This is a genomic window from Halobellus captivus (genome assembly GCF_007655485.1).
Taxonomy (GTDB): domain Archaea; phylum Halobacteriota; class Halobacteria; order Halobacteriales; family Haloferacaceae; genus Haloquadratum; species Haloquadratum captivum.
In genome coordinates this window covers 280,280-293,821 of the sequence record NZ_VJXQ01000003.1, presented here as the reverse complement: position 1 = coordinate 293,821, position 13,542 = coordinate 280,280, and the positions used below count along the sequence as shown (strand labels likewise).

Genomic DNA, 13,542 nt, shown 5'->3' with positions numbered 1-13,542 from the left:
ACCAATGAACGAGTGACGGTCGCTTTAACACCCGGTCGCTCCTACGACGGCGTATGCAGACCCACATCGTCCCGGTCGGGTTCGATTACGACCGGCTCATCGCGCCCCTCATCCGGGACCAGCAGGACGTCGACCGGGTGATTCTGTTGGAGGGCGCTGTCGGCAGCGAGTCGAACGTCGAGTACTCGCGACACCTCTCGAAAAAGCTCGAGAAGGACTTTCAGAACCTCCTGGGCGCGGACACCGAACGCGTCGTCGTCGCCGACGTCTACGACTACGACGCCGCCTTCGAGCAGGCCTACGACCTGATCAACGAGGAGCTCGACGCCGCCGAGGACTCGGAGGTGTGGGTGAACGTCTCGGCGATGCCGCGACCGGTCTCGTTCGCGTTCGCCACCGCCGCGCACTCGATTATGGTCGAGCGGCAGGCGGACCGCGACCGGATCCACACCTACTACACCGCCCCCGAGAAGTATCTGGAAACGGAACTCGCCGAGGAGGTCCGGGAGGCGAAGGCGCTTCTGAGCGAACTGCTGTCCGGCGACGATATCGACGACGAGCGGATCCGCGAGCGCCACGAGTCGGCGACGGACATCCTCGCGGAGTTCGACGAGCGCGGGACGACCATCGGCGCGAAGCGCATCGGCGACAGCCACGTCGTCGAACTGCCTGTCGCGTCGTTTCAGAACGTCAAGCCCTTCGAGGAGGTCATCCTCTACGAGCTCGGCGAGTACGGCGAGTTCGACTCGGTCTCTGAGCTCGCGGAGACGCTGGCGCGCGATATGAACGAGGAGTACACCGACTCGTTTAGATCGAAGGTGATCTACAACGTCGACCGCCTCGGGCCGGGCGGGAAGGGATACATCGAGCAGGAAGAGCGCGGGAAATCGTATCGGACGCGGCTCTCCCGCATCGGGCAGCTTTGGGTGCGCGCGCACGCCGAGGACGACGTCCTCGAAGCGTGAATAAGCGTGTAGCGGGCTGCAACAGCGATCGCTCAGGAGACGCGGGTGAGCGTGCTGGCGTTCCGGTGCGGTACGCGGTGACGATGCGTCACTCGGTGACGTCGAGGTCGAACTGCGCGTTCTCGACGACGGCGTTGAGAACGACGCTCGTGTTGGATTCGCGGATGTCCGCGTCGGTGAGCAGCTCTTTAATCTGCGCGTTCATTCCGTCGGTGTCCTCGAACTTCCCGACCGCGATGACGTCGTAGTCGCCGGTGACTTCGTAGACGGTCACCATCTGTTTGTGTCCTTTGAGCCGGTCGGTGATGTCGGGAAGCGCGCTCCCTTCGACCTTCAGCTGAATGATCGCCGTCACGTCGTAACCGAGCGCGTCGTAGTTCACGCGCGGGGTGTACCCCTCGATCACGCCCTGGTCTTCGAGGTCGCGAAGGTGATTCGAGACGGTCGTGACCGACACGTCGAGTTCCTCCGCGAGGCTCCGAAGACTCGCGCGCCCATCACCGAGTAATGCGTTAATCAGTTTTGCGTCGAGGTTTTCGTACGTCATTACACTCACGGTGTATCTGAAGGCATTAGAATTTTACGAATATCCAATTCAAAATGCGAGTAGGGGCATTTGCACTAAGCGATAACGTCTTTATACTGGGAGTGTTCGGATTCGATTGTCTAGGACATGACGGACGAAAACGAACCTGTCGCCGCAACAGACGGCGGCCTTTCCGCCGAAGCACAGCGCGTAATCGACGAAATCGAGGAGAAAGATGTCGACTTTCTCCGCCTGCAGTTCACCGACATTCTCGGCACCGTAAAGAACGTCGCCGTCCCCGCGACGCAGGCTGAGAAGGCGTTCACTGACGGGATCTACTTCGACGGGTCCAGCATCGAAGGGTTCGTCCGGATTCAGGAGTCGGATATGCGGCTCAAGCCCGACGCCGAGACGTTCGCGATCCTGCCGTGGCGCGACGGGCGCTCGGCGCGTCTCATCTGCGACGTCATCAACACGTCCACCGGCGAACCCTTCGAGGGCGACCCGCGGACCGTCCTGAAGAAGACCCTCGATCGCGCCGAGGAGATGGGCTACACCGTCAACGTCGCCCCCGAACCCGAGTTCTTCCTCTTCGAGGAGGACGAGGACGGTCGCGCGACGACGAAGACCAACGACGCCGGTGGCTACTTCGACCTCGCGCCGAAGGACCTCGCCAGCGACGTCCGCCGAGACATCATCTACGGCCTGGAGTCGATGGGCTTCGAGATCGAGGCCAGCCACCACGAGGTCGCCGAGGGCCAACACGAGATCAACTTCGAGTACGACGACGCCCTCACCACCGCCGACAACGTCGGGACGTTCCGGACGGTCGTCCGCGCCATCGCCGCGCAGCACGACCTCCACGCGACGTTTATGCCCAAGCCGATCCCGAAGATCAACGGCTCGGGGATGCACACCCACGTTTCGCTGTTCGACGAGGACGGCAACAACGCCTTCCACGACGACGACGACGAGTTCAACCTCTCGGAGACGGCGCACTCGTTCCTCGCTGGCGTCCTCAAACACGCTCCCGCGATCACGGCCGTCGCCAACCCGACGGTGAACTCCTACAAGCGCCTCGTTCCCGGCTACGAAGCGCCGGTGTACGTCGCGTGGTCCGACCGCAACCGCTCGGCGCTCATCCGCAAGCCAGCCGCGCGAGTGCCTGCCGCGTCGCGCGTCGAGCTCCGATCTCCCGACCCGGCGTGTAACCCCTACCTCGCGATCGCGGCGATCGTTTCCGCCGGGCTCAACGGCATCGAGGACGGTCTCGAAGCGCCCGATCCGGTTCGAGAAAACATCTACGAGTTCGACGAGGCGAAGCGCGAGGAGTACGGCATCGATATGCTGCCCGCGAACCTCGGCGAGGCCGTCGCCGCGCTCGAAGCCGACGAGGACATCCAGGAGGCGCTCGGCGAGCACGTCTACGAGAAGTTCGTCGAGGCGAAGACGCAGGAGTACGACGAGTTCCGCATCGACGTCTCCCAGTGGGAACTCGACCGCTACCTCGAGACGTACTGAGCGTCGCGAGCGCCTGACGCCGTAATCGTCTTCGATCGCGACCGTCTGACGCCGAAACCATCACCCGTCACGACCGTCCGACGCCGCGACGGTCTTTCTTTTTCGAATTTCCGATTCGACAGTTCCGTTCAGAATTTTCGATTCGGCAGTTCCGAAGCGGTGCGGTTCGACCGCTTCGATCAGAAGCCGCGGGGCTCCGATCCCGTCGCCCGTCCGACGACGATCGGGAGGACGAGCAGGCCGATCCCGCCGACGACGCCGACGGCGGCGATCAGCGCTCCGCTCTCGGCGAGCTCCGCGACCCCGCTCATCGCGGCCAGCGCGATCAACAGCCCGCCGCCGCCGACGGCGAGCGGACGCCCCGCCAGTTCGATGGTCTCCCGCGCCGCTCGGTCGCCGAAGCGGTGCCACGCGACGGTGCCACCCGCGGCGGTGCCGATTCCGAGAAACAGTTCGCTCTCGCCGGGTGCGACGAAGAGAGCCGCGACGCCGAGCGCGAGCGCGACGCCGAACAGCCCGGTGACGTGCCGCTGGGTCGGTTTCGCGAGCGCGCCGACGCGGGTGCCGAGGGAGAACCCGGGTCCGAGGGCGAACGCCGCCGCGAGGAAGGCGACGCCGAGCGCGACGCCAGCGACGACGTCCGCGAGGTAGTGAACGCCGATGAGGACGCGGGAGAGCGAGACCGTCGCGACGACCGCGGCGGCGAGCGCGAGTCGACGCTGCCACGCGCCCCGGTGGGCGAGAACCGCCACGCCGCCCCAGAAGATCGTCGAGCCGAGGGCGTGCCCGCTGGGGAAGCCCAGTCCGTCCCGGTAGGAGATCGGCGGGCGCGGAAGCCCGAAGAAGTGTTTCAGTCCGACGGTCAGTCCGATCGCACACAGCCCGAGCCCGAGCGCGAACGCCGCGCTTTGCCGAGAGATGCCGACGCGGTCACCGAGCAGGTACGCGAGCGCGACGATCCCCAAGAGCAGGTAGGGGTTTCCGAGGTGGGTGAGCGCCCAGAAGACGGCCGTGACCGCCTCCGGAAGTGACTCGGCGAACGCGACTTCGCCGATCCCCCGGGTCGCGAGCGGCGTGACTGGTACGGTCATTGCCCGTTCGGTCGCCGGTCCAAGACCAAATAGCTGCGGGAAACCGGATTCGACGGGGGGTAACGTGAGCGTTAGCGAACGTGACTACGTCGGAGGAGTGCGATTTCGCTTCGCGGAATCGAACGGACGGGGGTCACGGCCGCGATCGCTCGCGGTACTGGTTGATCAGCGTCGGGATGACGACGCCGACACCGATGAGAACCGCGAGTCTGACCACCGAGCTGTCGGTGAACGACGCCGATGCGTACCAGAGCACAACACCGATCACGGCGAACACGGTGACGGTTACGGAGTCCGTGGAGACCATCACCGCCGAAAACGGAACACGACGGTAACAGCGTTACGGCATCTCAAGAGCGGCGGTCTCGGACCCAGTCGACGAGTCTGCCCGGAACGCCGAGGGCGTTCAACCCGACGCCGAAGACCACGAAGAGCGTGTAGAGGCCGAGCGTCGAGAGGTAGATAACGACCATCGCCGCGACGGCGAGGAGGTCGTCCTGCAGAAAGTAGAACGCGGCGATGGTCGCCGCAGTGCCGTAGAGCAGCACGAGATACGGACCCCAACCGCGGGCTTTGCCGCGGCGGAGCCGACCGCGCACGTAGCGGCGCATCTCCCCTTCGACGTCCGGACGGTCGACCGTTCGCGACTGGACGTCGGACTCGAAGGCGTCGAGATCGGCGCGCAGCTCCTCGATTCGTCGGTCCAGCTGCTCGATGTCGGGCGCGCCCCGCGGATCGAGTTCGGTTTCGGAATCGGCGTCGCCCGCGAAGGAGGGATCGCCCTCGGGGACGGACTCGTCGGCGGCGTCCTCGTTCGTCGCGTCGTCCGCACTCATCGTCTGCTCGTCACGTCGCCCCGGCGGGTGTTGTAGCTGCCGGTCTACGCCGCCGACCTGCCCCGCGAGGACCGCGTTGACGGCGGCCCCGGTGAGCACGAGAATCCCCGAGAGATAAAACCACGTGACGAGCAGCAACACGGCACCGAGCGCGCCAGCGACGCCGCTGGAAACCCGCGCGTAGATCCCGAACCCGGTGCTCAGGACGGTCCACCCGACGGCGGCGAACACCGCTCCCGGAAGGGCGCTCGCGACGCCGACCTCGACATCGGGGATGACGACGTAGAGCGGCAGAAACGAGGCGACGAGAAATCCCAAGAGAACCAGCGCGCTGAGTAGTTCGATGAACGGGACGTCGACGAGGGCTAACACCGTAGTCGCCGCGACGACTCCGAGGGTCGCCGCTCCCAGTGACGCGAGGGTCACGAGCCCGTCCGAGAGCTGTTCGAGTATCGGGCTGGTCGGATAGCCGTACACTTTCGCGAACGCGACGTCGACGCCGCGGAACAGTTTCAGCGTGCCCCAAAGCGTCAGGAGGAGGCTGAAAACCGAGAGCGTCCCGCGACCGGTCGGATCCGCGAGCGCGCTCGAAACGAGGTCGGAGCCGGTCGGAAGGAGATACGCCGCGGCGATCGATTGGACCGCCGCCGCGAGGTCGGCCCCGCCGACGATCGTCGCGACGACGACGGCCAGCGTGAGAAGCGGGATGAGCGAGACGAGCACGTAGTAGGAGATTCCCGCCGCGAGAAACGCGACCTCCCGCTCGCGGACGGTTTCGACGATCGAACGTGGTACGGCGAGTCGGTCGGCGGTCGAGGCGCTCACAGGGTGTAGTTCGGCGGATCGACACAAGAATCACCCGGCGCATCGGAGCGAGTTGTTCCCAGCGACTCCGACGCGCCAGAACGTGTTGTCTCCGCCGACTTGCCTTGCTTCCGCCGATTCGCCTCACTTCCTCCGACTCCGCCGCTACTCACTCCGCAGTCGCGTCACGGATCTCCGGGACAGTCGCGTCGGTCTTGAACGCCGTTCCGGAGTAGTGCGCTCGCGTCGCCTCGAACCCGGCGTCTCGAAGCGACTCCAGGAAGTCGTCCATCGCCGGGGCCGGGCGCGTCCACTGCTTGCAGAGGCGGTGCTGGTCGTAGTGCGTCGGCGCGTCGAGCTCCGCGGCGAGGGTGTCGAGCATCCGTTTCGCGCGGGCGGCCTCGCCCATCTCCTCAGAGACGTGCTCGCGGACCGACCTGGTGAAGTCGGCGTCGCGGATCGGCCCGAGATAGAGCGGTCCGGCCGAGAGCAGGCGGTCGCCGCCGCAGCCCTCGCAGGTGTCCGGCGGGTGGGCGATTAACTCGAACTCGTGCGTCCGGTGGAGGCAGTCCTCGCAGTGGTGGACGTAGCCCAGTCGGTCGATCAACTCGTCAGCCTGCGTCGCGCGCGCGTCGAGTTCGAGGTAGGCGCGGGCGTAGTGGCGCGTGACGTGTGAGAGGATCGGAACGGCCGCCTTGTCGTAGCGCGCCGCCGTGCGGACGAGCGCCGAGAGGAGGACGCGAAGCCCCATCTCGGCGTGGTAATCGGTGTTCTGCGGGAGCGTCGAATACTTCCGGATGCCCGATCGCTGGTGCGCCCCGCACAGCGGCGCGGTGTCGGTCGCGGTGACGCAGACCAGGTTCCGCGTGTTCGCGACCGCGGCGTCGACAAAGGGAATCGGGGTGCCGAAGGGGTCCAGATCGACCACGTCGAAGACGGATTCGTGCAACAGGGCGTTGACGTTCCGCTCGACGACCTCACCCGAGAGGCCGTTGCGAGCGAGGTTCTCGCGGGCGAGGTCGACGGCGTCGGGATCGACGTCGGCACAGGTGACGTCGAACCCCTCCGCCGCGGCGCGAACGCCGCGGACGCCGCTCGCGGCCATCGCGTCGAGATACGAACTCGCGCGGGGCTCGCGCTCGCGGTACGCGCGCAGCGTCGCCACCGTCACGTCGCGGTTGAGTTCCTGCGTCGGGTTGTAGAACACGCCGTCGCCCGCACCCTCCGATGCCCCGTCGCGCGCGTCCGGCACCGACACCTCGACGTTGCCCTCACGAACGTCCATAGGGGGATTCGAGCGCTCCGCCGCGAAAAGCGATACGATGCGGTGCGCGCGGACTGATGTCCGTCCCCGACGGCCGAACGGGTCGAATCCACCGGAGGCGTTTTGTCGGGGCCGGGGGAACACCCGAGCGTGACCGACGGCGACGACGTGGGAGACCGAGCGGCAAACCCGGACGCCCCGGATCCGAGCGACGCCTACGTCGTCCCCACCGAGACAGACAGCGACACCGAAACCGCGTGGCGGCGGGAGCTGGCCGAGAAGGGCGAGCTAACGCCCGGCGCGGTCGACGCGCTGATGTCGCGTCACGACGGCCGCGGCGCGCGCGCCATCGAGGCCGTCTCGGAGGGGAGAGTCAAACGCTACCGGGATTTCACGGTGGTCGTCGGCCACGCCGACGAGTACGTCGTCGAGGACGGCGGCTGCACCTGCAAGGACAGCGCCTACAACCTCGATCCGGAGGATCCGACAGAGCGCTGCTGGCACGTCCTCGCGGTCGCCATCGCCGAGCGGATCGGCGAGGTCGACTACCACGAGATGTGGTACTCAGAGGTCCGCGACTTCCTCTGATCGGGCCTACCCTCGCCGTCCGCACCGATTCACTCTCTCCTGCTCATACCGCCTCCCGTTCGCCGTCCGCACCGATTCACTCCCGACGCCTGCATCGCTTCCCACTCGCCGTCCGCACCGCTTTTACCCCGCCTCGGCGAACGGTCGACAATGCCCACGATCGATGAAAAGCGGGTGTACACCGATAACTCCGGGGTCGAGCGGGTGTTTCTCGCCGCGGAGTTAGGCGTCGTCGCCGTCTCGGTCTCCGACGACCTGATCGGCGAGTTCGGCGTCGCCCATCGGTGCCGCGCGCGCGACATCGCCACGGCCGGACCGCTCGTCGCGGTCGCGACCGACGAGGACGTCTTGCTCGCGAACCGGACCGACGCCGACAGCGCGGATGGCGCGACTGATGGCAATCGTGGCCTCGACGTCGCGGAGACGGGATTCGGCCCGGCGACGGCCGTCGGCTTCGACGGCGAGACGCTACTCGCGGGCGACGCGGGCGGACGAGTCGGCCGCGTGGACGTCGCGGACGCCACGGGTTCGGAACCGCAGTGGACGGACGCGGGGAGCACGGCAGGGGCCGTTCGCGCCATCGACGGGCCGCTCGTCGCGGCCGGGGACGGCGTCTACCGCCTCGGCGCGGCGGGGCTCGCGCACGCCGGACTCGACGACGCGCGCGACGTCGACGCCGAGCCGCTCGTCGCGACCGGAACGGGGCTGTACAAACTCGGGAACGGCTGGATGGACGTCATCGACGGGCCGGTCGACGCCGTCGACGCCGCCGGAGGTCGGGGGCTTGCAGTCAGCGATGGAGTCCTGTACGAGCGCACGGGCGACGACGGCGATACGTGGGACGAAGCGTCGCTCCCCGTCGACGGCGACGTCGTGGCCGTGACGCACGGAACCGACGCGGCGTACGCCGTCACCGCCGGTGGAACGCTGGCGGTTCGGCTCCCCGGGGAGGAGTGGCGGCACCGGGAGCTGGGCGTCAGAGACGTCGCCGCCGCGGCGGTTTGAGCGACAGGCGTAGTCCGGACGGTCGAACGTGAGCCGATCGACGGAGCGCGACTCGAACCGCGGAGCGGGCGCGGCGACGCACGATCGCACACCGAAACCGAGACGGAAAGGGGTTTTACCGCGGGTCGAGACCTACCTGGTATGATCGTACCCGGCGCATCCTCGCAGGCTCTCGCGGCCGCGCTCGCGGACCGACTGGGCGAACCGCTGGCGGCCGTCGAGTACGACCGCTTCCCCGACGGCGAGACGTTCGCCGCCGTCCCCGAGTTCGCCGCCGACCGCGCGGTCGTCGTCGCGACCACGGACTCGAACGACGCGTGGATCGAACTGCTCCAGTTGCAGGACGCCGTCCGCGAGGCCGGGGCTTCGGAAATCGTCACCGTGATTCCGTATATGGGTTACGCGCGCCAGGACAAGGCCTTCGAGGTGGGACAGCCGGTCTCCGCGCGGGCGATGGCGAAAGCGGCCTCGACGGGTGCCGATCGCGTCGTGCTCGTTAACCCCCACGAGGACGCGATCGCGGACTTCTTCGACGCGCACGTGACCGTCTGTGACGCCGCGGGCGTCCTTGCCGAACCCCTCCCCGACGACCTCGCCGAGCCGCTGTTTCTCTCGCCGGACTCCGGCGCGGTCGAACTCGCTGAAGCGGCCAGAGACGCTTACGGCGCGGGCGAGACGGACTACTTCGAGAAGGTCCGTCACTCCGGGACCGAAGTGGAGATCACCCCGAGCGCCGCCGATCCGGCAGGCCGCGACGTCGTCATCGTCGACGACATCGTCGCCACCGGGTCGACGATGAGCGAGGCCGTGGGTCACCTCGACGCCGGAGGAGCCGCTCGGGTCTTCGCGACGTGTGTCCACCCGCTGCTCGCTCGAAACGCCCGAACGAAACTCGAACGCGCCGGAATAGAGCGGATCGTCGGCACCGACACCGTCGAGCGCGACGTGAGCGCGGTCTCCGTCGCCCCGATCGTCGCGGCCGCCGTCGACTCGGTCGAATCGCCGTGAGCGAAGCGGAACCGGAGGAGAGCGGAATGGCTCTCGAATTCCCCGGCGAACGCCACGTGCTCGAAGCCGATTGTGCTCGCTGTCCCGCACTCGTGGCGTGCCGAGAGGAGATCTCGTGGGGAACCGGCGACCTCGACGCCAACGTGATGGTCGTCGGCGAAGCGCCCGGCGCCGGGAACCCGGAAGTGGAGACCTGGCGCGGCGGTAACTGGACGGGGAAGGCATACACCGCGCGGCACTCTGGGCGTCGTGTCAGAGAACTCCTCGCAGAAATCGACAGATCCGACGCCTACGTCACCAACGCCGTGAAGTGCTTCCCGTGCGACGGCGAGGGCTCGAATCGAGAGCCAACCGAGACCGAGCGCGAGAACTGCCGGACGCACCTTTTGGTCGAGATCGAGACCGTCGAGCCGACGGTCATCGTCGCGACCGGGAAGCACGCCACGACGACAATATTAGCCCTCGAAGACCGAACGATCGACGGCTTCGTCGATCGGATCTTAGCGCCGATCGAACTTGCGGACCTCGGAACGACCCTGTTGCCGATCCTGCACCCGTCCTATCAGGATATCTGGCGAGCGCAACTCGGCTACAGCGCCGACGAGTACCGAACTGCGGTGCACGACGCGATCCGAACGGCTCTCGACGACGACTCGTCCTGAGTGGGGATCGGAAACCCGGATTCTACGCACGACGACAGAACGAAAATACACACGGGTGGGATTGGAAGGGGCTGTCGTCTCGACGAACCCGGCCGACGTAAGCACCACAGAAGCGAGCGAAGTGAGCGAGGAGGAGCGCAACGAGGCCCGGGAGTCGAGACGGCAGGGGATTCCGAGGTCATCCATACTTCTTCTGCACCACTTTCAGTACAATCTGTGCCAGATTCGTATTGACCCGAACCTACTTCGGCGATCCGCCCGACACCTCGCGTATGAGCGACGACCCGACCATCTTCGAGCAGATCGTCGCCGGAGACATCCCGGCGCGGATCGTTCACGAGACCGACACCGTCGCGGCGTTCCTCGATGCGAACCCGCTCGCTCCGGGGCACACGCTGGTGATTCCGAGAGAACCCTACGAACGCCTCGACGAGATGCCCGACGACGTCGCCGCCGACGTCTGGGCGGCCGTCCAGGAGTTGACGCCGCAGATCGAAGCCGCGGTCGACGCCGACGCGACGACGATCGGCGTCAACAACGGCGAGGCCGCCGGGCAGGAAGTCCCGCACGTGCACGTGCACGTCGTGCCGCGCTTCGAGGGCGACGGCGGCGGGCCGATCCACGCGGTCGCCGGGGCGCGACCGGATCTCTCCGAGAGCGAACTCGACGACATCGCCGCCGCGATCGGATCGGGCGAGTGAGCGGGAGTCCGAAACCCGATCGGATCGTTTAAACCCGAGTACGCGGCCAAGTGGGATATGTCACAGACGAGGACGGCCGACGTCGCCGCGTTCGTCGGCGCGACGGGTGGCGCGGGAACGACGCGGACCGCCGTCGAAGTGGGTGCAGCGCTGGCGGCCGACGGCCGCGAAGTCGCGATTCTCGACGCCGCGTTCGCGACCCAGGGGCTCGCGCAGTACGTCGAAGGGAGGATCGAGCCGGACATCACGACACTGCTCACCGAGGAGCAGCGCGTGCTCGCCACGGGACTGTATCAGCTCAATCTCGGCAGGGAGACCGACGGAGGCGTCGCGGTCTGCCCCGCGTACGCGCCGTTCGAGCGACTCGCGCGGGCGAAGAGCGTCGACGCGGCAAAGCGGTTCGAGTCGCTCACCGCCACGGCGGCCGCGCAGTTCGACCACGTCCTCCTCGACGCGCCGCCGATCGCGTCGAATCAGGCCGTCGCCGCGGTGAACGCCGCAGACAGCGTCGCCGTCGTCGCACCAGCCACAGAGCGCGGAACCGAGTCGGTCCAGCAGTGCCACGAGCGACTGGCCGACGTCGGCACCGAAGCCGATCTCGTGGTTTCGACTCGCGGGGAGCTACAGACGGCGGACGTGTCGGTTCCGGAGACCGAGGCCAGCGCGGTCGGCTCGGCCCCGGCGTGTCTCGGCGACGACGACGCATTCGCGAGGGAAGTCGCGCGCGTCGCCGCCGCCGTCGCGGGGGAAGAACTGTCGTCATCGGAAGGTGACGACAGCGGACTTCTCGGCTCGGTCGGTGGTCTGATCGGTCGCTGAGCGGGGACATGACGGCTGGGCGGCGCTATCGTGGCTCAGATAGGTAACCGTCGCTGAGCGGGTTTTCACTGGTGAGCGGCGCAGTCATCGCTGACCGGCCGCTACCGATCACCGTGTTCGGTGCGCGGCACCGCGACTACCGGAGCTCGGCGGTACCGCTCATCGTCTCCGCGAGCGCGTCCCGCTTCGACACCAGCGCGTTGCCAGCGATCGGGGCGGACGCGTCGCGTCGGACCGCCTCGGCGAGTTCGGCGATCCGGTCGTGCGTTTCGACGTAGGCGGCGAGCGCGAACTCCGCCTCGTCCGCGCCGGTGAGTTCCAGCGCGTCCGCGCGCGACAGTCGACCGTCGATCCAATCTCGAAGAACGCGGTGGGCCGTCGGCGACAGCGGCGTCACGCCCTCGAAACCGCAGCGATGCAGTAACTTCGCGGCGGTGACCGGCGCGAGCGCCGCGGCCTCTCCCGCGTCGCCGACGCTCGTGCCCGCGTCGTAGCGGTCGAGAACGGTCGCCGCCCCCGCCGCCGTGCACGGGAGGTCGTCCTCGTACTCGCGAAGGCGGGCGTCGAGATCGACGTCCGTGTCGTCGACAGTCGCGACGCCGCGCTGTACCTGCTCCGTCGTCAGTTCCAACCCCGCGGCGATCTCCGACAAACCCATCGTGTGCGTGTGTCCTCCCGGTGGGATAAGAATCTTCGTTCTGAGTATCATAATTGATATCATAACCTACCGGTTACCGGTAGGTTAGACGTGGTCGAATCGGGGGTAAAGCCCCGTTTTCTCACGTCTTTAAATATGGCTTCGCGACCGAGTTTCAATTGTGATGAGTGAATCACCCACCGCCGACGCGACCACGACGACGAACGCCTGTCCCGAGTGCGGGGGTCGGCCCGAGACCGCCCGCGGCGAGACGGTCTGCGGGGACTGCGGGCTCGTCATCTCGGAGTACCGGATCGACCACGGCCCGGACTGGCGCTCCTTCGCCGACTCCGACACGGACCCGAAGCGGACCGGCGCGCCGCTGACGCGCTCGCGTCACGACAGGGGACTGTCGACGAAGATCGGGCGTTCGACGCGGGTGAAGGGTCGCAAGCGCCGACAGTTCGCGCGGATGCGACGGCAGCACAACCGCGCGCGGATCTCGACGAAGCGCGAGCGCAACCAGGTGTACGCGTTCACCGAGATTCGACGGTTGACGAGCGTCCTGTCGCTCCCCGACCGGATCAGAGATCACGCGTGTTCGCTGTTCCGCTCGGCGCAGTCGGAGGACCTCCTCTGCGGGCGCTCGCTGGAGGGGTTCGCCGCCGCGTCGGTCTACGCCGCCTGCCGGGTCGCCCGCGTGTCGCGGACGGTCGGAGAGGTCGCCGACGTCGCCAAGGCGACGAAAAGCGAGCAGACTGCCGCGTACGACGCCATCAACCGCGAACTCGGGCTGCCGGTCGGGCCGATCGATCCCGCGGAGTACGTCCCGCGGTTCGCCTCCCGACTCGATCTCTCGGACGAAGTCGAACGGCGCGCCCGCGAGTACGTCGACGAAGCGGCCGAACAGGGCCTCTCAGTGGGGCGAAACCCCGGCGGCGTCGCGGCAGCCTGCCTGTACACCGCCGGTCGCGACCTCGGCGCGGGAGTGACACAGCAGGAGGCAGCCGACGCCGCCGACGTGACGCCGGTGACGCTGCGGTCGACGTACCAGCGGCTCCGCGACGACGAGTAAGAGACGTCTTTTGGATCGCTGTCGGTGTCGGCGACTACTG

Annotated in this window: 15 protein-coding genes; 9 read left to right on the top strand and 6 right to left on the bottom strand. The window is 67.3% G+C overall.

Annotation, left to right across the window (positions count from 1 at the left end):
* The first annotated feature begins 53 nt into the window (after positions 1 to 53).
* On the top strand, positions 54 to 965 hold the full coding sequence (locus FJT57_RS10825) for an HFX_2341 family transcriptional regulator (RefSeq protein WP_144905054.1): 912 nt from the start codon (positions 54 to 56) through the stop codon (positions 963 to 965).
* A gap of 88 nt (positions 966 to 1,053) precedes the next feature.
* Here FJT57_RS10825 and lrp read toward each other — a convergent pair whose 3' ends face one another.
* Positions 1,054 to 1,512 (bottom strand): HTH-type transcriptional regulator Lrp, encoded by a 459-nt coding sequence (lrp, locus tag FJT57_RS10820; RefSeq protein ID WP_144905052.1) that lies wholly within the window; start codon positions 1,510 to 1,512, stop codon positions 1,054 to 1,056.
* A gap of 126 nt (positions 1,513 to 1,638) precedes the next feature.
* Here lrp and glnA point away from each other — a divergent pair, with 126 nt between their 5' ends.
* On the top strand, positions 1,639 to 3,012 hold the full coding sequence (glnA, locus tag FJT57_RS10815) for a type I glutamate--ammonia ligase (protein WP_144905050.1): 1,374 nt from the start codon (positions 1,639 to 1,641) through the stop codon (positions 3,010 to 3,012).
* Positions 3,013 to 3,191: 179 nt separating this feature from the next.
* Here the strand turns inward: glnA and FJT57_RS10810 are convergent, their stop codons facing one another.
* The 4 genes from FJT57_RS10810 to FJT57_RS10800 form a co-directional block, all read right to left on the bottom strand.
* Positions 3,192 to 4,103: a phosphatase PAP2 family protein gene (locus FJT57_RS10810; RefSeq protein WP_144905048.1), complete on the bottom strand. Its 912-nt coding sequence runs from the start codon at positions 4,101 to 4,103 to the stop codon at positions 3,192 to 3,194.
* Positions 4,104 to 4,236: 133 nt separating this feature from the next.
* A complete protein-coding gene (locus tag FJT57_RS16680; RefSeq protein ID WP_203229149.1) occupies positions 4,237 to 4,410 on the bottom strand; it encodes a hypothetical protein in 174 nt (57 codons plus the stop codon).
* A gap of 43 nt (positions 4,411 to 4,453) precedes the next feature.
* Entirely contained in the window at positions 4,454 to 5,764 is a 1,311-nt protein-coding gene (locus FJT57_RS10805) for a YihY/virulence factor BrkB family protein (RefSeq protein ID WP_144905046.1), read from the bottom strand.
* A 148-nt stretch (positions 5,765 to 5,912) separates the two neighbouring features.
* Positions 5,913 to 7,028, bottom strand: coding sequence for a tRNA (guanine(26)-N(2))-dimethyltransferase (locus FJT57_RS10800; protein ID WP_144905044.1), 1,116 nt, complete (start codon positions 7,026 to 7,028; stop codon positions 5,913 to 5,915).
* 249 nt (positions 7,029 to 7,277) lie between these two features.
* Between FJT57_RS10800 and FJT57_RS10795 the strand changes: the two genes are divergently transcribed.
* From FJT57_RS10795 to FJT57_RS10770, 6 genes are all read left to right on the top strand, one after another.
* Positions 7,278 to 7,595 carry a hypothetical protein gene (locus FJT57_RS10795; RefSeq protein WP_144905332.1) on the top strand — a complete coding sequence of 106 codons (318 nt, stop codon included), beginning with the start codon at positions 7,278 to 7,280 and terminating at the stop codon, positions 7,593 to 7,595.
* 150 nt (positions 7,596 to 7,745) lie between these two features.
* Entirely contained in the window at positions 7,746 to 8,600 is an 855-nt protein-coding gene (locus FJT57_RS10790; RefSeq protein ID WP_144905042.1) for an HVO_0234 family beta-propeller protein, read from the top strand.
* Between the two features lie 141 nt (positions 8,601 to 8,741).
* A complete protein-coding gene (locus tag FJT57_RS10785; protein WP_144905040.1) occupies positions 8,742 to 9,608 on the top strand; it encodes a ribose-phosphate diphosphokinase in 867 nt (288 codons plus the stop codon).
* 26 nt (positions 9,609 to 9,634) lie between these two features.
* On the top strand, positions 9,635 to 10,270 hold the full coding sequence (locus FJT57_RS10780) for a uracil-DNA glycosylase (RefSeq protein WP_144905330.1): 636 nt from the start codon (positions 9,635 to 9,637) through the stop codon (positions 10,268 to 10,270).
* A gap of 272 nt (positions 10,271 to 10,542) precedes the next feature.
* Positions 10,543 to 10,971, top strand: a complete 429-nt coding sequence (locus FJT57_RS10775) for an HIT family protein (protein WP_144905038.1) — start codon at positions 10,543 to 10,545, stop codon at positions 10,969 to 10,971.
* 57 nt (positions 10,972 to 11,028) lie between these two features.
* Positions 11,029 to 11,790: an AAA family ATPase gene (locus tag FJT57_RS10770; RefSeq protein WP_144905036.1), complete on the top strand. Its 762-nt coding sequence runs from the start codon at positions 11,029 to 11,031 to the stop codon at positions 11,788 to 11,790.
* A 136-nt stretch (positions 11,791 to 11,926) separates the two neighbouring features.
* On the opposite strand, the gene FJT57_RS10765 is transcribed toward FJT57_RS10770, so the two are convergent.
* Positions 11,927 to 12,448 carry a DUF7858 family protein gene (locus FJT57_RS10765; protein WP_144905034.1) on the bottom strand — a complete coding sequence of 174 codons (522 nt, stop codon included), beginning with the start codon at positions 12,446 to 12,448 and terminating at the stop codon, positions 11,927 to 11,929.
* A gap of 163 nt (positions 12,449 to 12,611) precedes the next feature.
* On the opposite strand from FJT57_RS10765, the gene FJT57_RS10760 reads away from it, so the two are divergent.
* A complete protein-coding gene (locus FJT57_RS10760) occupies positions 12,612 to 13,502 on the top strand; it encodes a transcription initiation factor IIB (protein WP_144905032.1) in 891 nt (296 codons plus the stop codon).
* The last annotated feature ends 40 nt before the right edge of the window (positions 13,503 to 13,542 follow it).